This window comes from uncultured Lutibacter sp. (genome assembly GCF_947495725.1).
Lineage (GTDB): Bacteria > Bacteroidota > Bacteroidia > Flavobacteriales > Flavobacteriaceae > Lutibacter.
The window spans coordinates 521,317-548,056 of record NZ_CANLZZ010000004.1; the positions used below are offsets into that span (position 1 = coordinate 521,317).

Below are 26,740 nucleotides of genomic sequence, written 5' to 3' on the forward strand. Positions count from 1 at the left end.
CAAACTAAACTTAACAAAATAAAATTATATTTTTAGATAGAAATTGTTTCGTAAAAATTTTTATTTCCAGTTCGTAAAACTAATTTATAATTACCTGGTAAAAGGTTTTTAAAACTTAATCTACGTTTTAAAATATTAGATTCTTCTTTCAAAATTTCATTGTATAATAAATCATTGTTTAAATCATAAACAGATATTTCTAAACTCTCATCTGTCTTTGCAAATTGTGAAATAGAAACTAGTTTATCTTTTGTAACCACAACTGGTTTATAATAAACAACTTCTTTCTCTTTGCTTATTTCAACAGTATGTTTTAAAACTACAAAAGGAATTCTTTTAATTTTCGTTAAACTTTCAACTTCTAAAGAATAATGACCATTAGGCAAACTTTCTAAATCAAATTTTCTACTTAGTTTTGAGTCCTGTAATTTTTCACTATGTAATACAAATCCAGATTCATCTTTAACTGATAGCTCCACAATATTTAAATTTCCTTCCATAGTAAATTGAACAAACTTCGAATTTACAACATCAACCTTAATACTTGGATCATTGCTTTTTGCCATTGTTATTGTTGTAACAAAAATTGTTGCAATCAATAAACTTTTTCTAATTAAATTTTTCATAATTAATAATTTTTAAAATTAGTATGCTACAAATGTATGTTCGATTAATTGAATAAATTACTAGCCAATTCTCATATTTATGTGTTTTTTTACCCCTTAATCGTATTAATTTAGTGTTAAGTTAATTTAACACACTTTAAAGGCAATTTTAATCTACTTTTTACCTCTATTATTTAAAAAATTATTTCTTCACTCATTTTTATAAGCGAGCTATTAGTAGCATATTTTGTATGTTATATTCCCTTAAATTTATGTTAAAACACATCTAAAGGTTAATTTAAAATACAAAAAAGGCAATTTTATATATATAAACACATAATTAATAGTTAATTTTGTACATAATGTAATTTCTTATGAAGAATATTAAACCAACTTTTAAAAAGTTAAACCCCGAATTTGGAAGCTCAATAAGAGTTAAACATAATTCTCAAAAAGTAGAAGGAGATACACCTTTTTGGCATTTTCATCCAGAGCTAGAATTAATATATGTAAACAAAGCAAAAGGAAAAAGGCATATAGGTAGTCATTTATCTTATTTTAATAATAGTCAATTAATATTAATTGGAGCCAATTTACCGCATAGTGGATTTACTGATGGATTTACTACAAACGGAACTGAAACAGTTATTCAGTTTAAGGAAGATTTTTTAGGAGAGAATTTTGTAAACCTTCCGGAAATGACTTTGGTGAAGTCACTTTTTGCAAAAGCAAAAAAGGGTATACTTTTTAATATTGAAGCTAAAAAAGAGATTGGACCTAAAATTGAAGATCTTATCAATTATAATGGAATTGATAGAATAATCCATTTTTTGGAAATTTTAAAAGATTTAGCACGCACAAAAGATTACTCTTTATTAAATGTTGATGGTTTTGCATTTGAAATTGAACCACAAGACAATAAAAAAATTGACATCATATTTAATTTTGTAAGTAACAATTTTAAAAGGTCTATTCCCTTAGATGAAATAGCGGAAAAGGTAAGCATGACAGTTCCTGCATTTTGTAGATATTTTAAAAAATCGACCAACAAAACATTTACTCAATTTGTAAATGAATTTAGGATTGTTCACGCCACAAAACTTCTTGCAGATAGCCAATCGAGTATTACGGAAATATGTTTTGAAAGCGGGTTTAATAATTTTTCACACTTTAACAAACTTTTTAAAAAATTTACAGGCCAAAGTCCGTTAAAATATAGAAATGAGATGAAGCAACTTCTTGTTCAAAAATAAGTAACATTATAAACAAGTTTATTAAAAAAGGGATCCAATTTGGTTCCCTTTTTTTAATTTATATGTATTGTTAAATAACACAAAAGAAAATGGGGTCTAATAAAAATTAGACCCCATTAACAAGTTAACCAAATATATAATAGTATTATGACGTACTCTTAACAAATACCCTAAAATATTACACTACAAAGATATATTTACATTGAACTTTATACTACATCATAATTCGCTGCTTTATATGTTTTTTTAACATAGTAAAAGTTATTTTACCTCTTAACGTTAATTTAACATATTTTTATAGCGAATATTTTATTATTTTTCTTATTTAATTTCAAGAATATAAGGCATTCTAGCTTGGATTCCCCTTACTTTAGTTATTTGTTTTAGATTTTCATAAATTTTAAAATTTTCCTTACCAAACTCCTCAATCATTAATTCTTCTCTAGTCTTTACAAAAGGTAAACTTTGAAATTTATCTTCTAAATCCACGTTATAATTAGGATAATTACGCACTTTATAGTCTGTTACTTCGGCTAATTCAGCTGCATAAATAATTGCATCGTTTAAATTTCCAAGCTCATCAACTAGTCCGTTCTCTAAAGCTTCAACTCCAGACCAAACACGACCCTGTGCAACGCTATCAACTTTTGCAACCGGAATATTTCTTCCTTTGGAAACGCGATCTAAAAAGGTTGTATATATTTGCTCAACACCTTCTTTAGTTACAGCACGAAATTCATCGGTCATAGGTTCAAATACACTATATGAAGGACTTTTATTGGTACTTACTTGCTCTGCATTAATTCCAATATTTTCTGCCAATTCACTAATATTTGGAATTACTCCAAAAACACCAATTGATCCAGTTATAGTTGTTGGTTCTGCAAAAATTTTATTTGCATTACAAGAAATATAATAACCACCTGAAGCAGCAACATTACCCATTGAAACAACTATTGGTAATTCTTTTCGAGTTAATTCTAATTCTCTCCAAATTAATTCGCTAGCTAAGGCACTTCCTCCTGGCGAATTTACTCTTAGAACTATTGCTTTAACTTTCTTATCTTTTCGTACCTTTTTTAATGCATTAATAATTAAATCTTGACCAATAAAATTCTCATCACCTTTACCATAAATAATTTCGCCTTGTGCATAAATAACAGCAATTTTATTAGAAGCGGAGGATTTTATTCGGCCTTTACCAGTAGAAATATAATCTTTTAGGCTAATTTTATTTAATTTCCCATCAATATTAGTATTTGTTAATACTTTTAATCCATCAACATATTCATCTAAATATAATTTTCCATCTACCATATTACTTTCAATTGCCAAATCAGAATTTCGTGTTAGTAGATTATCTGCAATTGTGTTTAACTCTTCAACAGTTTTGTTTCTGCTTATTCCAATCTCTACAAGCATTTCATTCCAAATAGAGCTTAAAAATGCAACGGTTTGTTCGCGATTATTATCACTCATTTCATTATATAAAAATGGCTCGACAGCACTTTTATATTTACCATGCCTAATTACTTCCATTTTAATTCCTGACTTATCTTGCAAATCTTTAAAGTATAATACTTCAGAAGACAAACCTTTAAAGTCTAAACTTCCAAATGGGTTTACAAAAAGAGAATCGGCCACAGAACATAAATAATAACTTTTTTGAGTATAACCATCGGCATATGATTGTATAAACTTGCCTGATTCTTTGAAATCAATAAGTTTATTTCTAATAGCTTGTGTTTGAGCTATTCCACTATTTAAATTCATAATATTTAAACTAATACCTTCAATATTAGCATCGGTTTTTGCATTCTCAATAGCATTTAAAATTTCATTTAAACCAATCTTATTTTCATTAAAACCAAATATTTGATCAAAAGGATCATCACTTTTTGGTGCAAAATCTTTTACCTCTTCATTCAATTTTATTTCTAATATCGAATTTGATTTAATGGATATTTTTTCCGTTTCAGAAAAAACAGAAGCAATTAATATAAATAGTATAAATAATATACCAAGCGCAATTAAAGTACCAAAAATTGATGCTAATAAGTTTCTTAAAAATTTCATAAGAATTTGTTTTTTGAATTAAAAACTTAAATGTTTATAAGTTGAAGAGCAAAGATATATTTTTAAATAATACTTTTCTTTTCTTTGTACTGAGTTTATGAAAATATTAAGATCAACATACCTATCATTAGGAAGCAATAAAGGTAATTTGCTTCAAAATTTACAAGATGCAATTGACCTAATTGCAGAGCAAATAGGATGCATTTGTAAAGTGTCATCTATTTATAAAACAGCTTCTTGGGGTTTTGTAAGTGACGATTTCTATAATATTTGTGTTGAGGTTACAACTTCTTTAAATCCCGAAAATTTATTAGAAACAATTCATAAAATCGAGAAAAAAATTGGTCGCCAAAAAAAAATAATTTCTGAATATGAAGCAAGGCCGATTGATATTGATATTTTATTATTTGAACAGGAAATTATTTTTTCAAAATATTTAAGTGTTCCCCACAAGGAAATGCTAAACAGAAAATTTGTGTTGGTACCTTTAGCTGAAATAGCTCCAAATCTTATTCATCCTATTGAAAAACAGCAAATTAAAGTTTGCTTAAAAAAATGTACAGATTCTTCAACTATTGAAAAATTAGATTTTAAAATTAAACGACCAATTTCAATTTCTGAAAAATACAATTTTATAGCAATTGAAGGAAATATTGGCGCAGGCAAAACTACTTTAACAAAAATGATTGCTGAGGATTTCAATGCAAAGAAAATTTTAGAACGTTTTGCCGATAATCCTTTTTTACCAAAATTTTATAATGACAACGAACGTTATGCATTTCCTTTAGAAATGAGTTTCTTGGCTGATAGATATCAACAACTTTCTGATGATTTGGCCCAATTTGATTTGTTTAAGAACTTTATTGTATCCGATTACTATATATTTAAATCGTTAATTTTTGCTCAAGTAACTTTACAAAAGGAAGAATATTTTTTGTACAGAAAAATGTTTGACATTATGTATAAAGAAATTACTAAACCCGATTTATACATTTATTTATATCAAAACACACCTCGTTTAATTGAAAATATAAAATATCGCGGCAGAGACTACGAACAAAATATATCACCTGAATATTTAGATAAAATTCATAAAGGTTATGTTGGTTTTATTAAAACTGAAGAAAAACTAAACACTTTAATTATTGACGTCTCAGATAAAGACTTTGTAAACAACACTGAAGATTATAACCAAATAATAAAACAAATTGCAAATGCGTAAATCTATTTTTTTAGCTCTAGTTTTTCGGCAAAATAGTCGCAAAAATCACGCATAGTAGCACTCATTTTATCATCATTTGTAGCTCTTTCAAAAGAATTTGCCATTGAAACTAATGTTTGGTGATAAAATTGTTTCATTTCATCAATAGGCATATCTTTTGTCCACAAATCCATTCTTAAGGTATCTTTACCTTTCGAATCCCAAACAGAAATCATTAAAGCTTTTGCTTCTTCATTTTTAATTCCTCCTTCTTCTGCGGTCCAATTTAATTCTTCTGGAACTTTATTTTCATCTAAACCTACTGTAAATTCAATTTTCGATTTATGGATTACTGCCATTATTTTTTTGGTTTATATTTAGATTTTTTAAATATCTCTATTGCTTCTGTTTCCAAAAGTTGCTGCAAAGTTACATTATTATTTTTCATATACGATTTAACAATTTGCCAACCTAGCCATACTCCTATTCTTCCGGGCGACTCTTTATCAATGTCAATAAAAAATTTAGAAAAAGGAGCTTCATCAATAAATCTAGCATTTAGCTTTGAATCGGAACTGTACAATAACTCATTTTCAATAAAAAATTTCCAAATTTCGCTTTCATTATTTTCTGCCCATTGTAATTGGTCTTTTAAATAGCCTATTTTATTAAAATTAGACACATCAGGTAAATAACAATCTAATAAATACATTTTTTTTCCTTCATCAATTAACACATCAATAAATTGTCTTTTAATAGTTGGATTAAAATATTTTAACCCTATTTCTTTAGAGACGTCAACTATTAATTGGGTTCTATTAAAATTACGCGAAATATACTTCGGAAAATCATAATAAAACTCACTTTCTTCACCCAGGTATAAATCTAAACCAATAAATAATAAACTATCCGCATAAACTACTTTACTTTTATAGTCAACACTAGTTATTAGTGTTATAATTTTTGGTTCCTTAAAATTAGCATGATAATACTTAATATGTTTAAACAAATCTGCCAATAAAGTTTTTTCTAATTGAAAATCACCAAAAACTTCCTGAGATTTATTAAACAAAGCTCTTTCATCTTTGTTATTAATTTTTGCCAACCATATACTATCTGGAGTATATGCTGGAAACAAAAAAGGAAACTCATCCTTAAGACTTGATAATGTGTTATTTGAAGAACTGAAAAACTTCTTTTCAAATCTCTCTACTTTTACATCAACATTAATATTTGAAACATCCAACTTCGGTTTCACCTCTCTTTTACAAGAAAAAAGTATTAATAAAATAATCGCTACTCCTAAATATTTGTTCATTAATTTCTATATTTACATTTCATTTTTTTAAAACGATAAAATTACTAAAAAAGTTTAATTATGAATTCAGAAAAAGTTGTTGACCATATTGTTTCTTGGCTAAAAGATTATGCTACTAACGCAAAAGTAAAAGGATTTGTTGTTGGAATTTCTGGAGGAATTGATTCAGCTGTTACTTCTACTTTGTGTGCAAAAACCGGATTTCCAGTTTTATGTGTTGAAATGCCAATTCATCAAGGAGAAAATCAAGTTTCAAGAGCAAAAGAACATATTTCACAACTTAAAAATAAATACACTAAAGTTAGCTCCATAGAAATTAATTTAACAAACACTTTTGAAGAGTTTAAATCTGTTGTTCCCTCAATTGAAGATACAGCAACAGTAAATATGTCTTTAGCAAATACAAGAGCACGCTTACGCATGACAACCCTATACTATTTTGCTGGTTTACATGGTTATTTAGTAGCTGGAACAGGTAATAAAGTTGAAGATTTTGGTGTTGGTTTCTTTACAAAGTATGGAGATGGCGGTGTAGATTTAAGCCCAATTGCCGATTTAATGAAATCTGAAGTATATAAAATTGCGGCATATTTAAATGTTCCTTTAACTATTCAAAAAGCCGCACCAACTGATGGCTTATTTGGAGACAGTCGCACTGACGAGGACCAAATTGGAGCAAGTTACGACGAATTAGAATGGGCAATGAACCAAGCCGAATTAAACAAAACAGTTAATGATTTTACAGGAAGAGAAAAAGAAGTATTTTCAATCTTTACACAACGAAACAGAGCAAACAAACACAAAATGATAGCAATACCAGTTTGTGAAATACCAAAAAAATTAAAGTAACTATTTACAACTTAAATGTTACAACAGGTAACTTTGCGTGATTAGCTAAATCTTCACCAATACTACCATTAAATAAATGTGCTAATCCTCTTCTACCATGAGTGTTTAACACAATGATATCTGCTTCAATTAATTTAGAAAAATTTAATACACCTGCTTCAACAGAAATATCGTTATAAATATTTAAGGTAAAATCACCTAAATCAAACTCATTTATAAAACTTCTAATTGCATCACTAGAATCTTTTGTAGTTTCAAAATTATGAATGGTATTTATTTTTAATAAATGCAATTTCGCACCAAATTTGGCAGTAAAGTTTAATATATTTTGAAAAGCTTTTCTATTTTCAAGTTTAAAATTCGATGCAAATACAATATTTTCTATTTTAAAATCATCTACATCTTCTTTTATAACAAGTACTGGAATTTCAGAATTTCGTACAACTTTTTCGGTATTTGAACCAACTAATATCTCTTCAAGACCTGAAGCTCCTCTGGACCCCATAACTATCAAATCTACCTTATGCTTTGTGCTTTCAGAAATAATTCCATCATAAGCCTTATGAAAATGAACTGTCTCTTCCATTTCTAACCCCTCAAAAAATGGTAACTCTTTAAACTCTTCAAATCTTTCATGAGCTCTTTTTAAAAAAAGTAAGGCTGTAGGAGTATTATTTGATGTCCCAAAGCTTGTTGGATCAATAACCCCAGAAGGTAATTCTAACATATGTAACAAATATATTTTTGCATTTGTCCTTTTTGCAATACTTGCTGCCACTTTTGCTGCATACTCTGCTTGAATTGAAAAATCTACGGGAACTAATATTCTTTTCATATTTTAAGACTTTTTATAATTGGGTTATACGTAAAGTTAAGAATTTTAAATTAAAAAAGAATGATTTTTTACCAATTAAAAAATTGTTAGTATATTTGCACCGAATTATAAGAGATTTGAAGATTGGAGGGGACATAAAGTCCCCTCTTTTTATAATAATGGATAAAATAAAGATTAAGGAATTAGTAGATACCGCAATTGAAGAAAACCAAGAGTTATTTTTAATTGGCCTAAATTTTCTACCCGATAATAAAATTTATGTAGAGGTAGATGGAGACAACGGAATTTCATTACAAGAGTGCATAAGAATTAGCAGAGCTGTTGAACATAATTTAGATAGAGAAGAAGAAGATTTTTCACTAGAAGTTACCTCTCCAGATATTGCTAATCCACTAAAAGTAAATAGACAATACATCAAAAACCTTAACCGCATATTAACTGTTAAGTCTAAAGACTCTAAAGTTTTAGAAGGAACACTTAAAAATGTAAGTGAAGAAAGTATTGAATTGGAATGGAAAGCACGTGAACCAAAGCCTATTGGTAAAGGAAAAATTACAGTTGTAAAAAAAGCTACAATACCATTTACTGATATTTTAGAAGCTAAAGTGAAAATAATATTTTAACAAACAGAATGCATGGAAAATATAGCATTAATTGAATCATTTTCAGAATTTAAAGGAGAAAAAAGTATAGATAGAGTTACCTTAATGGCAATTCTAGAGGAAGTTTTTAGAGCTGCTTTGAAAAGAAAATTTGGATCTGATGACAACTTTGATATTATTATAAATCCAGATAAAGGAGATTTAGAAATTTGGAGAAATAGAGTTGTTGTTGCCGATGGCATGTCAGAAGACGATAATGAAGAGATTGAACTTGCCGAAGCACGTAAAATTGAACCAGATTTTGAAATAGGTGAAGACGTATCTGAAGAAGTGAAATTAATAGATTTGGGACGAAGAGCAATATTAGCTTTACGTCAAAACTTAATTTCTAAAATTCATGAACATGATAGCACAAACACTTTTAAACATTTTAAAGACTTAGAAGGAGATTTATATAGTGCCGAAGTTCATCATATACGCCATAATGCAATCATTTTATTAGATGATGATGGAAATGAAATAGTTCTGCCAAAAAGCGAACAAATTCGTTCTGATTATTTTAGAAAAGGTGATTCTGTTCGTGGAATTATTAAAACTGTTGAATTACGTGGCAACAAACCTGTTATTATTCTTTCCAGAACATCACCACAATTTTTAGAAAAATTGTTTGAACAAGAAATACCAGAAGTTTTTGATGGTTTAATTACAATTGAAGGCGTAGCACGTATTCCTGGTGAAAAAGCAAAAGTAGCTGTAGATTCATATGATGATAGAATTGACCCTGTTGGTGCATGTGTTGGTATGAAAGGATCTCGAATTCACGGTATTGTTCGTGAATTAGGAAATGAAAATATTGATGTAATTAATTACACTAAAAATGAGCAACTATTTATTGCAAGAGCTCTAAGCCCTGCAAAAGTTGTTTCTATGAAAATCCACCCTGAAGAAGGTAGAGAAGATGGTAAAAAAGGTAGAGTAGATGTATTTTTATTACCAGAAGAAGTTTCAAAAGCAATTGGGAAAAATGGAGTTAACATTCGTTTAGCATCTCAATTAACAGGTTACGAATTAGATGTTCAACGCGAAGGTGTTGAAACTGAAGATGACGTAGAATTAACCGAATTTTCTGATGAAATAGAAGCTTGGGTAATTCAAGAATTTAAAAATATTGGTTTAGATACTGCACGAAGTGTACTTGAAAAAGACGTAGCTGAACTCGTAAAAAGAACTGATTTAGAAGAAGAAACTATTTTAGAGGTTCAAAAAATATTAAAAGAAGAATTTGAAGATTAATTAATCATTCAATTTTTCAACAACAAATAGGCTAAAAATAAATCACATGGCTGAGAACAAAACATTGAGACTAAACAAAGTATTACGAGAATTAAATATCTCGTTAGATAGAGCTGTTGAGCACTTAAGCAGTAAAGGTATAGAAATTGACGCTAGACCAACAACAAAAATATCTAACGAAGAGTATGAAGTATTACTTGATGGTTTTCAAACTGACCGAAACAAAAAGGCTGCATCAAAAGAGGTAGGTGAAGAAAAGAGAAAGGAAAAGGAAGCCCTTAGACTTGCACTTGAAGCAAAACAAGAAAAGCAACGTCTAGAAGAGGAAGCTAAAAAAGTTGTGGTTAAGGCCAAAGCGGAAAAATTGGAAATAAAAACAGTAGGTAAAATTGATATTGAACCTAAAAAAGCAACGGAAGAACCTATTAAGGACGAAGTTGTTACTCCTGAAAAATCAGAAGTTAAAACTGTATCTCCAAAGACCGACGAACCAAAGCCAAATGTTGAGGAGGTTAAAAAAGAAGAACCAAAAATTGAGCCAATTAAAGAAACTCCCTTAGTTAAGGAAAAGCCTATTAAACCTATAGCTAAAGAAGTTCCTGTAAAGAAAGAAATAAAAAAAGTAGATACCCCAAAAGTAGAACAGCCAACTACTAAAAAGGAAGAGACTACTATTAAAAAGCCAGTTGTTAAAAAAGAAGAACCAGCAGCAAAAAAAGTAGAAGAAAAACCATCCGAACCTGCTCAGCCAGCGGCTCCTCAAACAATTGAAACTCAATACAAAAAATTATCAGGCCCTAAAATTACAGGTAAAACAATTGATTTAAAACAATTTGAAAAACCTAAGAAAAAGAAACCTGAACCAGCAGCCAAAAAAGAAAACTCTAATTCTGATGCCAATAAAAAGAAGCGTCGTAGAATTAAAAAAGCACCAATAACTGGCGCAAATCATGGCCCTAGAAAACCAGGAGGAGGAAATAGAGGACCACAAAGAGGCCCTAGAAGACCAATTGTTAAAGAAGAACCATCTGAAGCAGATGTTCAAAAACAAGTTAGAGAAACCTTAGAAAAACTTCAAGGTAAATCTAAAAAGGGTAAAGGTGCAAAATATAGACGAGATAAAAGGGATCAACACCGTCAACAAACGGATATTGATGCAGAATTACAAGCAATAGAAAGTAAAGTGCTTAAGGTTACCGAATTTGTAACTGTAAGTGAAATTGCAACTATGATGAATATTCCTGTAACTAATATTATTTCTACTTGTATGTCTTTAGGAATGATGGTTACAATGAATCAACGTTTAGATGCTGAAACTTTAACAATAGTTGCTGAAGAATTTGATTATACTGTTGATTTTGTTGGAGCTGAAGTAGAAGAGTCAATCGAAGCTCAAATCGATTCTGAAGAAGATTTATTAACAAGAGCACCTATTATTACAGTAATGGGACACGTAGATCACGGTAAAACTTCTTTACTAGATTATATTCGAGAAGAAAATGTTATTGCAGGTGAATCTGGTGGAATTACTCAACATATTGGAGCTTATGGAGTTGAACTTAAGAATGGTCAAAAAATTGCATTTTTAGATACACCTGGTCACGAAGCATTTACCGCAATGCGTGCTCGTGGTGGACAAGTAGCCGATATTGTAATTATTGTTGTTGCTGCCGATGACGATGTAATGCCTCAAACAAAAGAGGCCATAAGTCACGCACAAGCTGCAGGTGTTCCTATTATATTTGCAATTAATAAAATTGATAAGCCACATGCTAATCCAGATAAAATAAAAGAGCAATTATCGCAAATGAACTTGTTAGTTGAAGATTGGGGTGGAAAAATTCAATCTCATGATATTTCAGCAAAAATGGGTACTGGTGTTGATGAATTATTGGAAAAGGTTTTATTAGAAGCTGAAATGCTAGACTTAAAAGCTAATCCAAATAAGCGCGCCGTTGGAACAGTTGTTGAAGCTTTATTGGATAAAGGACGTGGTTATGTTTCAACTATTTTGGTACAAGAAGGTACTTTAAAAATTGGAGATTATATGTTAGCAGGTAAACATAGTGGAAAAGTAAAAGCTATGTTTGATGAACGTGGGAAAAATATGACTGAAGCAGGTCCTGCAACTCCCGTTTCAATTTTAGGATTGGATGGAGCTCCACAAGCTGGTGATAAATTCAATATATTTGAAGATGAAAAAGAAGCAAAACAAATTGCATCTAAGCGATCTCAATTACAACGTGAACAATCAGTTAGAACACAACGTCATATTACACTTGACGAAATTGGAAGACGTATTGCTTTAGGAGACTTTAAAGAATTAAATATTATTCTTAAAGGTGATGTTGATGGTTCGGTTGAAGCATTAACAGATTCATTCCAAAAACTTTCAACAGATGAAATTCAAGTTAATATAATTCATAAAGGAGTTGGTGCAATTACCGAATCGGATGTATTGTTAGCTTCTGCATCTGACGCAATTATAGTTGGATTTAACGTTAGACCGTCTGGAAATGCTAGAACTTTAGCGGATAATGAGGAGATTGACATCAGAACATATTCTATTATATATGCTGCCATTGAAGATTTAAGGGATGCAATGGAAGGTATGTTATCTGCTGAAATAAAAGAAGAAATTACAGGTAATGTTGAAATTAGAGAGATTTATAAAATTTCTAAAGTTGGTAATATTGCAGGTTGTATGGTGGTTAGCGGTAAAATAATGAGAAGTTCAAAAATTAGAATTATTAGAGACAGTGTTGTAATTCACTCTGGTGAACTAATGGCTTTAAAACGATTTAAAGATGACGCTAAAGAAGTTACCAAAGGATATGATTGTGGTATTCAAATTAAAAACTACAATGATATTGAAATAGGTGATGTTATTGAAGCTTACCAAGAAGTTGAGGTTAAGAAGAAACTTAAGTAAAAAATATTATAAGTAAAAAAAAAGCTAGATTTTAAAATCTAGCTTTTTTTATTTGCTAATTGTCCACAAGCGGCATCAATATCCTTTCCTCTGCTCCTTCTTACATTAATAACAATATCATTCATTTCTAAGATACTAATATAATCTTCGATTGCCTGTGATTTTGCCTGCTGAAATTCTCCATCGTCAATAGGGTTGTATTCAATTAAATTAACTTTACAAGGTACATACTTGCAAAATTTAACCAATGCATTTATTGCTTCCCTATCATCATTAATACCATCCCATACAACATATTCGTAAGTAACTCTACTCCCTGTTTTATCGTACCAATACTTTATAGCTTCTCTTAAATCCTCTAAAGGAAAAGCTTTACTAAATGGCATAATTCTATTTCGTACTTCTTCAATTGCAGAATGTAAGGAAACAGCTAAATTAAATTTAACACCATCATCTGCTAATTTTTTAATCATTTTTGGCACTCCCGATGTAGAAACTGTAATTCTTTTAGGTGACATTCCTAAACCCTCTGGCGAAGTGATTTTTTCAATTGAAAGAAGCACATTTTTATAATTCATAAGTGGTTCTCCCATCCCCATAAAAACAATATTTGATAATTTATGGTTGAAATATAATAGGCTCTCTTGATTAATTGCGGCTACTTGGTCATAAATTTCATCAGGGTTTAAATTTCGCATTTTTTTTAACCTTGCAGTAGCGCAAAAAAGACAGTCTAAACTACAACCTACCTGGCTCGATACGCAAGCGGTTGTTCTAGATTCAGTTGGAATTAAAACAGACTCAACAATTAAGCCATCATGTAACTTTACTGCATTTTTAACTGTTCCATCGGAACTTCGCTGAATGTTATCAACTTTTATATGATTAATTACAAAATTTGTTTGAAGTATCTTTCTAGTCTCTTTAGATATATTGGTCATATCATCAAAAGAATGGGCGTTTTTACTCCAAAGCCATTCATAAACCTGATTCCCACGGAATGCTTTATCTCCATTCTCAACAAAAAACTCTCGAATTTCGTCCTTTGTTAATGCCCGTATATCTTTTTTTGGTATCATTTTAAAATTGTGTTTATAAAAAGATTCCCGCATATGCGGGAATCAAATTATTAAATTTCAAACATTTAAAATATTAAATTATTAACATGGCATCACCATATGAATAAAATTTATATCCTTCTTTAACTGCTTCATCATAAGCTTCCATTAAAAAATCATATCCAGCAAATGCAGCGGCCATCATCATTAAAGTAGACTTAGGTGTATGAAAATTAGTAATCATACAGTTTGCAATACTAAAGTCATAAGGAGGAAAAATAAATTTATTTGTCCAACCATTAAAAGAGTTTAAATGAGCATCAGAAGATACAGAACTTTCAATAGCTCTCATAACAGTTGTTCCTACTGCGCATACTCTTTTTTTAGCATCTATTGCGTTATTAACTATTTCTACTGTTTCATCTGGAATCATTGCTTGTTCTGAATCCATTTTATGTTTGGATAAATCTTCCACTTCAACAGCACTAAAAGTACCTAAACCAACGTGTAATGTTACTTCCGCAAAATCAACACCTTTTATTTCTAAACGCTTCATCAAGTGTTTTGAAAAGTGCAATCCTGCAGTTGGAGCGGCTACAGCTCCTTCATGTTTAGCATAAATTGTTTGATAACGTTCTTCATCATCCTCTTCAACTTCTCTCTTTATATACTTTGGAAGTGGTGTTTCTCCTAATTCCTCAAGTTTTTTTCTAAATTCTTCATAAGAACCATCATATAAAAAACGTAAAGTTCTTCCTCTTGATGTTGTATTATCTATAACTTCAGCTACAAGACTTTCATCATCACCAAAAAACAATTTATTTCCAATTCTAATTTTTCTTGCAGGATCAACTAAAACATCCCAAAGTCTACTTTCAGCATTTAATTCTCTTAACAAAAATACTTCAATTCTAGCTCCGGTCTTTTCTTTTTCACCATACATTCGAGCCGGAAATACTTTTGTATTATTAAGTATCATCAAATCTCCTTCGTCAAAATAGTTGATTAAATCTTTAAACTGCTTATGCTCAATTGTTTTCTCTTTTCTATTTAAAACCATTAAGCGAGATTCATCTCTATGCTCTGCAGGGTATTCTGCTAATAAATCTTCTGGCAATTCAAATTTAAAATGTGATAATTTCATATATTTTTAATTTATTTCAATAGGCATTTGTAACTATTAAACTCAAAATTCAAAAAAACAAAGAATTAAGAGTTATTTTAGCAATGCTATTATTTTTTGAATGAGCGCAAATATACAACATAGACATAGGGGTTGTCAAGTGTTTTGCAATAAAAGTTTGTTAAAGAGTTTATTACAAAGTTACTTTATTGAAATCTTCCCAAAAAGTTGGATATGATTTTGACACAACATTCGACTCTTCAATTATAACATTAACCCTTGTTGCTATTGGCGCAAATGCCATTGCCATCCTATGGTCATCGTAAGTTTCAATGTTTATATCTTCAATAATTTTATTTGTTGATTTTAATTGTAGAGTTTCATTTGTAATTTCAACTTCTCCGCCTAATTTTTCAATTTCATTTTTTAAAGCTACCAATCTGTCAGTTTCTTTAATTTTTAAGGTATGAAGTCCGGTTAAGTAACATTCAATTCCCAATCCAAAGCATGTTACCACAATTGTTTGTGCAATATCTGGAGCTCCCTTTAAATTAAGGCCTATTAATTTCGAAGGAAAAATGTTTCCTGTGTTTTTTAAAGTAATAGAATTCTTTTGAAAAGTAGTTTCCACACCTAAATTACTATAAATATCTGCTAAAACAGAATCGCCTTGTAAGCTATTTTTCTTATATGAAGACAATTTTACTTCCGAATTTGGACTTAAAGAAACCAAACTGTAATAATAAGATGCCGAGCTCCAATCAGATTCCACAACAATGGTTGTTTCTTTAATTATTGGCTTTGGATTTATTATAATTGTATCTTCTTTCCAAGAGTGCTCAACTCCTAATTCATTCAATAAAGTCAATGTCATTTTTATATATGGCACTGAAGTTATTTCTCCTTTAAATTTTATTTTTAAACCGTTTTGAAGTGTTGGAGCAATTAACAGTAATGAAGAAATATACTGAGAACTAACATTTCCATCAATTTCAACAAAATCTTTTGTTAATTTTTTTCCTGTTATTTTTAAAGGTGGAAATCCATTTTTCTCTATATATTCAATTTCTGCTCCAAGTGATTTTAACGCATCAACCAAAATCTTTATTGGTCGGTTTTTCATTCTATGAGAACCTGTTAATATTACTTGTGAGTTTTCTTTTACCGAAAAATACGATGTTAAAAAACGCATTGCTGTACCGGCATGTCCAATATTAATTTCGGAAGAAGTATTTGCCAATGCTTTTTGCATTAAAATAGAATCATCGGAATTTGAAACGTTTTCTATTTTTAAGTTTTTATAAAACTGTTGCAAAATCAATAATCTATTAGTTTCACTTTTTGAACCCGTAATTTGTATATTTCCGGTTACAATTTTATTAATTCTATTGATTTTTAAAGACTCCATCCAATGTTTTATTTAAATGCGCAAAGTTAACACTCAAAAAGTAGTATCCAAATTAAGTGTAAAATAATACAACATAAATAATTTATGATTGTTTATTGAAAAAAAAATTAAGAATATAAAATATTTATTTTTTAATAAATTTATAATAGCCAGCCATAAAAAGACCATAGAATAATGATCCTAGTAATATTTGAATTAAAAATTTATACCAAGTTTCTGGTCCAAAATACTCTATAATCATTTGGTCAAAGCTACCGGTTCTTAAAACTTTAAGCCCTACTTTAACAATTGAAAAAAGCACCAAAAACCCAGCTCCAAACCTAATTGTTAGTTGCAAAAAAGAAGCATCTTTGTATTGACTCATTATTTTAGTTTTTTATTATTGTGATGACGATCATGATCGCGTTTTGTTTTTACATCCATTTTTTTATCAAATGCAGCTTGTAAATCTATTCCTGTTTGATTTGCTAAACACAAAACAACAAAAACAACATCGGCTAATTCTTCGCCTAAATCTTTATTTTTATCACTTTCTTTTTCACTTTGCTCTCCATAACGTCTTGCAATAATTCGAGCCACTTCACCAACTTCTTCTGTTAATTGTGCCATATTGGTTAGCTCATTAAAATACCTCACTCCATGTTCTTTTATCCAATTATCAACAACTAACTGTCCATTTTTTAAATCCATATTTCAAATATTTTGATGTTCAAATATAGCGAACTTCTTCTTAAACAATTTTTAATTTAAGTACTTTAAAAACGATTCTCTCGAAATTTCTTCGGCTCCTAAATTAGCTAAATGATTGTTATAAACCTGACAATCAATTAACTTATAATTTTCTGTTTCTAATTTTTGAACCAAATAAATAAAAGCCAATTTTGAAGTATTGCTTACCTTACTAAACATGCTTTCTCCACAAAAAATAGTTCCTAAATCTACACCATACAACCCCCCTACTAGCTCGTTTTCTCTCCAAACTTCAACAGATTTTGCAATTCCTTTTTTGTGTAATTCTATATAAGCTTGTTGCATTTCATCTGTAATCCAAGTTCCACCTTGATCATTTCTTTCAATAGTTTTACAATTTGAAATTACTTCTTTAAAATTCTTATTGTATGTTATTTTAAATTCACCTTTTTTAATAACTTGTTTCATACTTTTTGAAATTTTCAAATCTTTTGGAAACAATACCATTCGCGGATCTGGACTATACCAAATTATTGGTTCTCCAGGATTGTACCAAGGAAAAATTCCACTTTTGTATGCTAATAATAACCTATCGACGGATAAATCTCCACCAATGGCTAATATTCCATCTTCATTTGCCAAATTAACTGGAGGAAAAACAAGATTGTTTGAAAGAAGGTACACTACTTTTTTTTACAAATATAATTAAACAAAAAAGAGAAAAACTTTCGCTTTTCTCTTTTCTAATAGTTTATAATATTACTTAAAATGGTAAATCATCTGGTTCATTATCATTTGTTCCCGAAATAGTTTCAAGATTGTCTAGAGGAGCCATTGGCGGAACTTCTGCTGCACCTTCAGCTTGAATTGCTTCAATTCTCCATCCTTGCACAGAATTAAAATATTTAGCTACACCTTCTGGGTTAATCCATTCTCTACCTCTTAAGTTTATAGATACTTTTACATCTTGTCCAACTTGATAATTATTCAACAAATCACATTTATCCTGTACAAATTCAATCATAATCATTTGTGGATACTGCTCGTTGGTTGTAACTACCATTTCTCTTTTTCTAAAACCGCTCGCGCCAAATGTTTGAGTCTCGTTTATCAATTTAATTTTTCCTATTACTTCCATATTTCAAATTATTTCATTAGCTGTGCTATAAATACACAAATTCTGTCGTTTCTATAAATAGATTTCACAAATGTAATTTTTTTCACAGATGATTACTAAAATAATTCCAATGGAATTTTCTAAACTTATTAACATCAATTAATTTTCCAATTAAATATTTTATTAAAATAATAAGATTTCAAATTTTAAGTTATATACAACATATATTCTATATTTGAATAATGAGTTTACCTAAAAACACACAAATTATACGATGGACTGTGATAGCAACTTCTTTTATTATAGTTGCTTTAATTTTATGGAATACGTATGATTTTTTTCAAAAGTTTAAAAATGAAGAACGCTCAAAAATGGAAATTTTAGCTGGCGCTTATGAACGTTTTAGTACTTTTGATTTAAATGCCGATTTTTCACTAGAAGATAAAATTATTGGGAAAAACAATAATATTCCAATGATTATTACCAATGAAAAAGATAGTATTACTTTATGGGCTAATTTAGATTCTATAAGAACCGAAAAAACTTCTTATTTGATTAAGCAATTGGCTATAATGAAAAGTCAAAACTCACCTCTAATTGTAAGTCATAAACGTGGTAACACTAAACAATATATATATTATAGAGACTCTGATTTACTAACCAAATTAAAATACTATCCAATTGCCCTTATACTTATTTTACTGCTTTTTGCTTGCGTAATTTACCTATTTTTTAAATCGAATAAGGTTGCTGGTCAAAATAAACTATGGACAGGAATGGCACGTGAAACGGCTCATCAAATTGGCACTCCATTGTCGTCATTATTAGGTTGGATTGAAATTTTAAGACTCGAAAATACAGATGAAAGTATAATACAAGAAATTGAAAATGATGTTAACCGACTAAATATTATTGCCGAACGTTTTTCTAAAATTGGTTCCATACCTGTTCTAAAAAAACACAATATTGTTGAAGCTACACAAAACGCATTTAATTATTTAAAATCGAGAAGCTCCAAACAAGTTAAATTTGATTTTAAAACTACTCAATCAGAAATTTTCACTAACATTAACCTTCAACTTTTTAGCTGGGTAATTGAAAACTTAGTTAAAAATGCTATTGACTCTATGGAAGGCAAAGGAAATATTGCCCTAAAAATTTCAGAAGATTCTAAGCAAGTTATTATTACCATATCCGATACAGGAAAAGGTATTTCTAAAAACATGCAACAAAAAATATTTTCTCCAGGATTTACAACAAAAAAAAGAGGTTGGGGTCTTGGATTGTCTTTAGCAAAACGAATTATTGAAGATTACCATAACGGTAAAATATTTGTTCAAAAATCTGAAATTGGAAAAGGAACTACTTTTGCAATAGTTTTAAAAAATTATTTATAAATGTTTAGAGATAGCCTTTGCTAACTCTTCAAATTCTTCGGGAAGTAATTTTACTTTTTTTATAAATTGAATATCTTCCATTTTTTGTAAAGGAATTAAATGTACATGAACATGAGGCACTTCCAGACCTATAACGGAAACACCAATTCTTTCACAAGGAATTGCTTTTTCCATTGCCAATGCAATTTTTCTAGAAAAACTCATTAAATCATTATAAAGTGATTCTTCCAAATCAAAAAGTTTATTAACTTCTTTTTTAGGAACCACTAATGTATGTCCTTTGGCATTAGGATTAATATCTAAAAAGGCAAAAAAATTGTCGTTTTCTGCAACTTTATAAGAAGGTATTTCACCATTAATTATTTTAGTAAATATAGAACTCATGTTTTCAATTTTAATCAAAAATAAGAAACCCTTCTCAATAAAAAAACTGAAAAGGGTTCATTCTAATTTTTAAAAGTTTATTTATCTTGAAATCTCAACAATTTCAAATTTCATAATTCCACTTGGAACTTGAATTTCGGCAATTTCTCCAACTTTTTTTCCTAATAAGCCTTTTCCTATAGGTGAATTTACAGATAATTTACCTTCCTTAATATTTGTTTCAGAATCTGCAACCAAGGTGTAAGTAAATTCAATGTTGTTTGCAATATTTTTTAGCCGAACCTTTGAATGAATTAATATTTTAGAAGTATCTAATTTAGATTCATCTAAAATTCGTGCGTTTGAAATTACGCCTTTAAGCTTTGCTATTTTTAATTCTAATAATGATTGCTCTTCTTTCGCAGCATGATATTCGGCGTTTTCACTTAAATCACCTTTATCTCTTGCTTCGGCAATATCATTGCTCACTCTTGGACGCTCTACATGTTCTAAATGATCTAATTCATCCTTTAGTTTTTTCATTCCTTCTTTAGAATAGTACGAAATTTCACTCATAATTATCAATTTAATAAATACAAAAAATCTCAAAGCTGATAACCAGAATGAGATTTAACACAAATGTACAAAATATTTGTAAATTGCCATCGTTTAGCAGTAAACTTGATATTTTTATTATGCGAAATTTTTTATTTATTTTTCTTGTTATTTTTTTAATTTCTTGTGAAAAAAACGAAACAAATGACATATTACCTGATGTAAATTTTAATGTTGTTATTAATTTAAATTTACCTCAATATATAGACCTTCAAACACCAAGTGGATGGACCTATGCAACCGGAGCAATACAAGGTATTGTAATTCAAAATACCGGAATTGGAAACCCTCCTTACAAAGCTTTTGAAAGAGCTTGCCCAAATTACGACTGCTCAAACCCCATGACATTTGATGGAAGCCTAAAAATGAAATGTTCTTGTGACAATAGTGAATATAGTATTTTCGATGGATCTCCACAAACATCTGGGAACATACATTTTGCAAGAGAATACAGGGTTACTAAAAATGGTTCCTCATTAAATATTACAAATTTTTAATAACTCAATTAAAAACAGAATTACTATTTTTGTGCAAAAGCATAAAAACGTGAAAAATTATTTCTCATCAAATTTTAAATTAGGAGTTCTAGGTGGTGGTCAATTGGGTAAAATGTTACTTACTGAAACCCATAAATTTGATATTTACACTTGTATTTTAGATGGTGCAAATGATGCTCCTTGTTCCGAGATTTGTAATGAATTTCACCAAGGTAGTTTAATGGATTTTGAAACAGTATACAACTTTGGAAAAAAAGTTGACTTGTTAACTATCGAAATTGAGCATGTAAATATTGAGGCACTTTTAAAATTAGAACAAGAAGGTCTTGAAATTTATCCTCAGCCTAGTGTTTTACAAATTATACAACACAAAGGAAAACAAAAAGATTTTTTTGTTGAAAACAATATCCCTACATCTCCACACAAAAGATATTCAAATTTAGAAGATTTAAAAAAGTCTGAATTAAAATTTCCATTTGTTTGGAAATCGGCACAATTTGGGTATGATGGAACAGGAGTTAAAATTGTTAGAACTTTAAACGATATTGACTCTTTAACAAATACTAGTTGTATTATTGAAGAATTGATTCCTTTTAAAAATGAATTAGCGGTAATAGTTGCTAGAAATAAAAGTGGAGAAATTAAAACCTACCCCGTAGTTGAAATGGAATTTCATCCTGAAGCAAACCAAGTTGAATATGTAATTTGTCCAGCCCGTATTTCAGATGATATTGCATTAAAGGCAAGGGACATTGCGTTAAAAGTTGCTGAATCTTTCGAGCATATAGGTTTATTGGCTGTAGAATTATTTCAAACAAACGAAGATGAAATTTTGGTAAATGAAGTTGCTCCAAGAACCCACAACAGCGGTCATTATAGCATTGAAGCATCATACACAAGCCAGTTCGAACAACACGTAAGAAGTATTTTAGATTTACCTTTAGGAAAAACAGATAGTAAGGTTGCAGGAATTATGGTAAATTTAGTTGGTGAAGAAGGTTATTCAGGCAATGTAGTTTATAAAAATATGGAAGCTATTTTAAAAATGGAAGGTGTTACTCCTCACATTTATGGAAAAAAACAAACAAGGCCTTTTAGAAAAATGGGGCACGTAACCGTTGTAAACCATAATATTGCTGAGGCAAGAAAAATTGCCGAAGAAGTTAAAAACACAATCAAAGTAATAAGTAAATAAAGAAACTATGAGTAAGGTAGGAATTATAATGGGTAGCGATTCAGATTTACCAATAATGCAACAAGCAATAGATATATTAAAAAGTTTTGATATCGAAACTGAAGTTGATATCGTTTCGGCTCATAGAACTCCAGAAAAATTGTTTGATTATTCAAAAAATGCTCACTTAAGAGGAATTTCAGTGATAATTGCAGGCGCAGGAGGAGCGGCTCATTTACCAGGAATGGTAGCTTCTATGAGTCCATTACCAGTTATTGGAGTTCCAGTAAAATCTCGAAATTCTATTGATGGATGGGATTCTGTTTTATCAATTTTACAAATGCCTGGTGGAGTACCAGTTGCAACAGTAGCACTTGACGGAGCTCAAAATGCAGGTATTTTGGCAGCTCAAATTTTAGGTAGTTCAAACTCATTAATTTTAAACAAAATTATAGAGTTTAAACAAGCTTTAAAAAACAAAGTAATTATAGCTTCTGAAAAAATAAAAAATAATTAAATTGGAGATTCAAAATTAGTTTCAACTAATTCTCCTTTTTTGTTTTTATAAGTGAAATTAGGAATTAATGTTTGTATTGAAGCTTTCAATTTAGGCTGTTTATTTGTCGATTTTTTCAGATTTTTAATTAAAATTTCCATTTCGTATTATTTATTAAGTTCTGTTAAAACAATTATTTAACGTAAATCATTTTTGAATATTGTTTACAAAACTTTATTCTGCGATTTATTTATAATTAACCCAAAAAATTTGCATAAACAATTTAAAATTAAGACACTTGCGTTTATTGAAAGTCACATATTTTTTTAAATTAAACTAAAAATAAAACCATCACTTAACAATGACAAACCCTCTATTAAAAAATTTTGAAACTAAATATGCTACAGCACCATTTTCAAAAATTAAAAATGAACATTTTAAACCTGCATTTATTGAAGCAATTAAGACCGCTAAAAAAGAAATAGATCTTATTGCAAATAATAAAAATAAACCTTCGTTTAAAAATACAATTGAGGAATTAGAATTTAGTGGCCAAACTTTAGATCGAATTTCTAGTATATTTTTTAATTTAAATTCAGCTGAAACAAATGATGAAATTCAAAAAATAGCACAAGAAGTCTCTCCCTTACTTTCTGAATTTTCTAATGATGTTACTTTAAATTTGGATCTTTTCAAGAGAATTGAGCAAATTTATCTAAAAAAAGATGATTTAAATCTATCATCAGAACAAGAAATGCTTCTTTCAAAAAAGTATAAAAGTTTTGTTAGAAATGGAGCCAACTTAAAGGAAGATGAAAAATCAAAATTAAGAGAGATTGACACCAAACTTGCTAAATTAAAATTAAAATTTGGAGAAAATGTTTTAGCAGAAACAAACTCTTTTATACTTCATTTAACAAATGAGTCGGATTTAGATGGATTGCCCGATGGAGCAATTGAAGCTGCAAAAATAACGGCAAAAGAAAAAAAATTAGATGGCTGGGTTTTTACATTAGATTACCCTAGTTATATACCTTTTATAACTTATTGCAAAAATAGAAATCTACGAAAAAAAATGGCTTTAGCTTTTGGAGCAAAAGCTTTTAAAAATAACAATTATGATAATCAACAAATTGTTTTAGATATTGCAAACTTAAGACATCAAAGAGCAATTTTACTTGGATACAAATCTCATGCTCATTTTGTGTTAGAAGAAAGAATGGCAGAAAAGCCAAAAACTGTTGAAGACTTTTTAAATAATTTACTTATAAAAGCAAAACCTGCAGCCGAAAAAGAGTTTAAACAATTAGGCATAGTGGCAAGAAAAGATGGTATCAATCAATTGGAAAAATGGGATAGTACATTTTATTCTGAAAAATTAAAAAAAGAACTTTTTGATTTAGAAGAAGAACAACTTAAACCGTATTTTAAATTAGAAAATGTAATTGAGGGAGTATTTGCTATCTCTTCTAAATTATTCGATCTAAAGTTCGAAGAAGTATTTGATATTGATAAATACCATAGCGATGTTAAAACATTTATGGTAACTGATAATTTGAACAACTTTATAGCAGTTTTGTATGCCGATTTTTTTCCAAGAGCTGGAAAACGAAATGGCGCCTGGATGACAACATTTAAAGGTCAATGGAAAAAAGATGGAGAAAATTCAAGACCACATATTTCAATTGTATGCAACTTTACAAAACCCACTGAAACCAAACCTTCGTTACTCACTTTTAACGAGGTTACAACCTTATTTCATGAATTTGGGCACGCCTTACATGGAATGTTAGCAAATACAACTTATCCTAGCTTATCTGGAACAAATGTATATTGGGATTTTGTTGAATTACCAAGTCAACTTTTTGAAAATTGGTGCTATGAAGAAGGGGCACTAAATTTATTTGCAACTCATTACAAAACACAAGATGTAATTCCAATGGATCTCATTTCTAAAATAAAAGATTCATCGAACTTTCTTGAAGGAATGCAAACATTACGTCAATTAAGTTTTGGAAAATTAGACATGGCTTGGCATAGTAAAAACCCCACAAAAATAAACAATGTAAAGGAATTTGAATTTTCAGCTTTCAAAAACACACAATTGTTTCCAGATTCGAAAGAAAACTGTATGAGTACTTCTTTTTCTCATATTTTTCAAGGAGGATATTCTTCTGGCTATTATTCATATAAATGGGCCGAAGTATTAGATGCTGATGCTTTTTCTTTATTTCAAGAAAAAGGGATTTTTAATAAAGAGGTTGCAAAAAAGTATAAGAAATATATTCTAGAAAAAGGAGGAACCGAAAAGCCTTTAAAATTATATGAAAAATTTAGAGGTAAAAAACCTGATAACAAGGCATTACTTAAAAGAGCTGGATTACTTTAAGAGAAATAAAAGCATAAAAAAAGGTCAATTTATTAATAAATTGACCTTTTTTTATGCACGAAAATTAATACAAAGTGCAACATATACATAATAATCAGTAGTTAAATTCCATACCTAAGTAATAGAAATCCATATAAATGGGTTATTTAAGGTAATAAATTGCACGTTTTAACATATAAATGGCGTTTTTATTTGTTTTATAAACAATCATGTAATATATTTACAGTAGAAATTTTTCGTAACCCCAAATAAATTATCATGAAATTTTCAAATAAATTACCCCAAAAAATAATTATTTAAGTTAAAACCAACAAGATTAAAATATATAATCTTGTTGGTTTTGTTATTTAAGTTTAATTAAAAACAAGAAAGAAATCAACCCCCATAATGTAAAGTATAAATCAACCCCAAACCCCCAAAACAATGAAACCCCTATTCCTTTCCGCAGTGTTATGCTGCTCGTTGTTATTTTCGTGTTCAACAGCTGATGAAGATGTAAATTTATATAGCTCGGCTGAGACAGAAACTATCTCAGATGTTGTCTCTTATTCTAAAATTGAAACAGATATTTTAAACCTTGTTAATGATTATAGATTAAAAAATAACTTGGCTACATTACAAACATTGAATATTATTTCAACTGTTGCAGATGAACATACAAGTTATATGATAGAAACCGGAGATATAAGTCATGCTCATTTTGCAGACAGAGCTTCAAAATTAATGAAAAATGCCGGAGCTAAGGAAGTTTCAGAAAACGTAGCATATGGTTTTAGCACTGCTGAATCAGCTTTAAAAGGGTGGCTTAATAGTGATGAACATAGAAAAATAATTGAAAACCCTAATTTCACTCATTTCGGAATTTCTAGTGAGTCTAATGATGAAGGACGGAATTATTTTACACAAATATTTATAAAAAAATAAGAGGTCTTAAATAATTGATTTTAATTAATTAAAAAATTGGATTATGATAACAGCAACTAACTTGGTAAAAGAAGAACAAAAAAAATCAAATATGAAATTGGTTAAAAACAACATATTGAAAAGTAAAAATGTTAAATGTAGGCCTATAATTAATACTTTAATTCCTGGTTTTAATTACATAAATCAAAATGGAGAGATAATTACTCCTTCTTCAGGCATACAATAAAAGGATTCTATTTTGAGATATTCGTCCCCACAACGAGTATAATTAAAAGTAACGTAATATTCGTCCCCACAACGGGTATAATTAAAAGTAACGTATTCACAAAATATTCGTCCCCACAACGAGTATAATCTAATTGTTTCATTCTACTACTTTGACTAATAAAAATTAATTAGATTCTAATCATTTATCTGGGAGATAACACAAATAATTCCATTTTAGTATAGAGAAAATTGCAGTTTTTTTTTGTAAAACTAGGTTATTCAAGAGGTAAGTAATATAAAAATATATTTATATTAAAA

At 29.3% G+C, this 26,740-nt stretch carries 28 protein-coding genes; 13 read left to right on the forward strand and 15 right to left on the reverse strand.

Annotated elements, in window-relative coordinates; genetic code table 11:
• Positions 1 to 32: 32 nt before the first annotated feature.
• Positions 33 to 626, reverse strand: coding sequence for a hypothetical protein (locus tag Q0776_RS11865; protein WP_298368461.1), 594 nt, complete (start codon positions 624 to 626; stop codon positions 33 to 35).
• Between the two features lie 353 nt (positions 627 to 979).
• Here Q0776_RS11865 and Q0776_RS11870 point away from each other — a divergent pair, with 353 nt between their 5' ends.
• A complete protein-coding gene (locus tag Q0776_RS11870) occupies positions 980 to 1,858 on the forward strand; it encodes an AraC family transcriptional regulator (RefSeq protein WP_298368465.1) in 879 nt (292 codons plus the stop codon).
• A gap of 321 nt (positions 1,859 to 2,179) precedes the next feature.
• Here Q0776_RS11870 and sppA read toward each other — a convergent pair whose 3' ends face one another.
• On the reverse strand, positions 2,180 to 3,934 hold the full coding sequence (gene sppA, locus Q0776_RS11875) for a signal peptide peptidase SppA (RefSeq protein ID WP_298368468.1): 1,755 nt from the start codon (positions 3,932 to 3,934) through the stop codon (positions 2,180 to 2,182).
• 97 nt (positions 3,935 to 4,031) lie between these two features.
• Here sppA and folK point away from each other — a divergent pair, with 97 nt between their 5' ends.
• Complete coding sequence (folK, locus tag Q0776_RS11880) at positions 4,032 to 5,156, forward strand: 2-amino-4-hydroxy-6-hydroxymethyldihydropteridine diphosphokinase (protein WP_298368471.1); 1,125 nt, start codon at positions 4,032 to 4,034, stop codon at positions 5,154 to 5,156.
• A 2-nt stretch (positions 5,157 to 5,158) separates the two neighbouring features.
• Here the strand turns inward: folK and gldC are convergent, their stop codons facing one another.
• Together gldC and gldB are read right to left on the reverse strand one after the other, a co-directional pair.
• Entirely contained in the window at positions 5,159 to 5,494 is a 336-nt protein-coding gene (gene gldC / locus Q0776_RS11885; protein WP_298368474.1) for a gliding motility protein GldC, read from the reverse strand.
• Positions 5,494 to 6,453, reverse strand: a complete 960-nt coding sequence (gene gldB, locus Q0776_RS11890) for a gliding motility lipoprotein GldB (RefSeq protein ID WP_298368476.1) — start codon at positions 6,451 to 6,453, stop codon at positions 5,494 to 5,496. Before gldB ends, gldC begins: the two co-directional genes overlap by 1 nt.
• Positions 6,454 to 6,513: 60 nt before the next feature.
• Here gldB and nadE point away from each other — a divergent pair, with 60 nt between their 5' ends.
• Positions 6,514 to 7,302, forward strand: coding sequence for an NAD(+) synthase (nadE, locus tag Q0776_RS11895; RefSeq protein ID WP_298368478.1), 789 nt, complete (start codon positions 6,514 to 6,516; stop codon positions 7,300 to 7,302).
• A 4-nt stretch (positions 7,303 to 7,306) separates the two neighbouring features.
• On the opposite strand, the gene Q0776_RS11900 is transcribed toward nadE, so the two are convergent.
• Positions 7,307 to 8,137, reverse strand: coding sequence for a universal stress protein (locus Q0776_RS11900; RefSeq protein ID WP_298368482.1), 831 nt, complete (start codon positions 8,135 to 8,137; stop codon positions 7,307 to 7,309).
• 158 nt (positions 8,138 to 8,295) lie between these two features.
• Between Q0776_RS11900 and rimP the strand changes: the two genes are divergently transcribed.
• Genes rimP through infB form a run of 3 tightly spaced genes read left to right on the forward strand, consistent with a single transcriptional unit; the run spans position 8,296 to position 12,964 of the window.
• Positions 8,296 to 8,760, forward strand: a complete 465-nt coding sequence (gene rimP, locus Q0776_RS11905; RefSeq protein ID WP_298368484.1) for a ribosome assembly cofactor RimP — start codon at positions 8,296 to 8,298, stop codon at positions 8,758 to 8,760.
• 12 nt (positions 8,761 to 8,772) lie between these two features.
• On the forward strand, positions 8,773 to 10,032 hold the full coding sequence (gene nusA, locus Q0776_RS11910) for a transcription termination factor NusA (protein WP_298368487.1): 1,260 nt from the start codon (positions 8,773 to 8,775) through the stop codon (positions 10,030 to 10,032).
• Positions 10,033 to 10,078: 46 nt separating this feature from the next.
• Complete coding sequence (gene infB / locus Q0776_RS11915; RefSeq protein WP_298368489.1) at positions 10,079 to 12,964, forward strand: translation initiation factor IF-2; 2,886 nt, start codon at positions 10,079 to 10,081, stop codon at positions 12,962 to 12,964.
• A 38-nt stretch (positions 12,965 to 13,002) separates the two neighbouring features.
• Here the strand turns inward: infB and rlmN are convergent, their stop codons facing one another.
• The 7 genes from rlmN to Q0776_RS11950 all read right to left on the reverse strand — a co-directional run bounded on the left by rlmN (position 13,003) and on the right by Q0776_RS11950 (position 18,381).
• Entirely contained in the window at positions 13,003 to 14,043 is a 1,041-nt protein-coding gene (rlmN, locus tag Q0776_RS11920) for a 23S rRNA (adenine(2503)-C(2))-methyltransferase RlmN (protein WP_298368492.1), read from the reverse strand.
• 73 nt (positions 14,044 to 14,116) lie between these two features.
• Positions 14,117 to 15,166 (reverse strand): tRNA preQ1(34) S-adenosylmethionine ribosyltransferase-isomerase QueA, encoded by a 1,050-nt coding sequence (gene queA / locus Q0776_RS11925; RefSeq protein ID WP_298368494.1) that lies wholly within the window; start codon positions 15,164 to 15,166, stop codon positions 14,117 to 14,119.
• A gap of 172 nt (positions 15,167 to 15,338) precedes the next feature.
• Entirely contained in the window at positions 15,339 to 16,553 is a 1,215-nt protein-coding gene (locus Q0776_RS11930; RefSeq protein ID WP_298368497.1) for a 3-phosphoshikimate 1-carboxyvinyltransferase, read from the reverse strand.
• Positions 16,554 to 16,677: 124 nt separating this feature from the next.
• Complete coding sequence (locus Q0776_RS11935) at positions 16,678 to 16,917, reverse strand: hypothetical protein (protein ID WP_298368498.1); 240 nt, start codon at positions 16,915 to 16,917, stop codon at positions 16,678 to 16,680.
• Positions 16,917 to 17,243, reverse strand: a complete 327-nt coding sequence (locus Q0776_RS11940) for a nucleotide pyrophosphohydrolase (protein WP_298368500.1) — start codon at positions 17,241 to 17,243, stop codon at positions 16,917 to 16,919. Before Q0776_RS11940 ends, Q0776_RS11935 begins: the two co-directional genes overlap by 1 nt.
• A gap of 51 nt (positions 17,244 to 17,294) precedes the next feature.
• Entirely contained in the window at positions 17,295 to 17,927 is a 633-nt protein-coding gene (aat, locus tag Q0776_RS11945) for a leucyl/phenylalanyl-tRNA--protein transferase (RefSeq protein WP_298368504.1), read from the reverse strand.
• 79 nt (positions 17,928 to 18,006) lie between these two features.
• Positions 18,007 to 18,381, reverse strand: coding sequence for a DUF3127 domain-containing protein (locus Q0776_RS11950; protein ID WP_298368506.1), 375 nt, complete (start codon positions 18,379 to 18,381; stop codon positions 18,007 to 18,009).
• Between the two features lie 221 nt (positions 18,382 to 18,602).
• Between Q0776_RS11950 and Q0776_RS11955 the strand changes: the two genes are divergently transcribed.
• Positions 18,603 to 19,757, forward strand: coding sequence for a HAMP domain-containing sensor histidine kinase (locus Q0776_RS11955; protein ID WP_298368508.1), 1,155 nt, complete (start codon positions 18,603 to 18,605; stop codon positions 19,755 to 19,757).
• On the opposite strand, the gene Q0776_RS11960 is transcribed toward Q0776_RS11955, so the two are convergent.
• Entirely contained in the window at positions 19,752 to 20,141 is a 390-nt protein-coding gene (locus tag Q0776_RS11960; protein WP_298368511.1) for an HIT family protein, read from the reverse strand. The genes Q0776_RS11955 and Q0776_RS11960 overlap by 6 nt on opposite strands.
• A gap of 81 nt (positions 20,142 to 20,222) precedes the next feature.
• Complete coding sequence (gene greA / locus Q0776_RS11965) at positions 20,223 to 20,696, reverse strand: transcription elongation factor GreA (protein WP_298368513.1); 474 nt, start codon at positions 20,694 to 20,696, stop codon at positions 20,223 to 20,225.
• 47 nt (positions 20,697 to 20,743) lie between these two features.
• Here greA and Q0776_RS11970 point away from each other — a divergent pair, with 47 nt between their 5' ends.
• From Q0776_RS11970 to purE, 3 genes are read left to right on the forward strand one after another with little or no spacing between them, the layout of a single operon-like run.
• The gene (locus Q0776_RS11970) at positions 20,744 to 21,232 is read left to right on the forward strand and encodes a hypothetical protein (RefSeq protein WP_298368516.1); all 489 of its coding nucleotides are present in this window, start codon (positions 20,744 to 20,746) and stop codon (positions 21,230 to 21,232) included.
• 49 nt (positions 21,233 to 21,281) lie between these two features.
• Positions 21,282 to 22,427, forward strand: coding sequence for a 5-(carboxyamino)imidazole ribonucleotide synthase (locus tag Q0776_RS11975; RefSeq protein WP_298368518.1), 1,146 nt, complete (start codon positions 21,282 to 21,284; stop codon positions 22,425 to 22,427).
• A gap of 7 nt (positions 22,428 to 22,434) precedes the next feature.
• On the forward strand, positions 22,435 to 22,923 hold the full coding sequence (gene purE, locus Q0776_RS11980; protein ID WP_298368520.1) for a 5-(carboxyamino)imidazole ribonucleotide mutase: 489 nt from the start codon (positions 22,435 to 22,437) through the stop codon (positions 22,921 to 22,923).
• Here purE and Q0776_RS11985 read toward each other — a convergent pair.
• Entirely contained in the window at positions 22,920 to 23,063 is a 144-nt protein-coding gene (locus Q0776_RS11985; RefSeq protein WP_298368522.1) for a hypothetical protein, read from the reverse strand. The two genes, purE and Q0776_RS11985, sit on opposite strands and share 4 nt — an antisense overlap.
• A gap of 200 nt (positions 23,064 to 23,263) precedes the next feature.
• Between Q0776_RS11985 and Q0776_RS11990 the strand changes: the two genes are divergently transcribed.
• From Q0776_RS11990 to Q0776_RS12000, 3 genes are all read left to right on the forward strand, one after another.
• Entirely contained in the window at positions 23,264 to 25,291 is a 2,028-nt protein-coding gene (locus Q0776_RS11990; protein WP_298368523.1) for a M3 family metallopeptidase, read from the forward strand.
• 423 nt (positions 25,292 to 25,714) lie between these two features.
• A complete protein-coding gene (locus tag Q0776_RS11995; RefSeq protein WP_298368525.1) occupies positions 25,715 to 26,215 on the forward strand; it encodes a CAP domain-containing protein in 501 nt (166 codons plus the stop codon).
• A gap of 43 nt (positions 26,216 to 26,258) precedes the next feature.
• Entirely contained in the window at positions 26,259 to 26,441 is a 183-nt protein-coding gene (locus Q0776_RS12000) for a hypothetical protein (RefSeq protein ID WP_298368528.1), read from the forward strand.
• Positions 26,442 to 26,740: the final 299 nt, after the last annotated feature.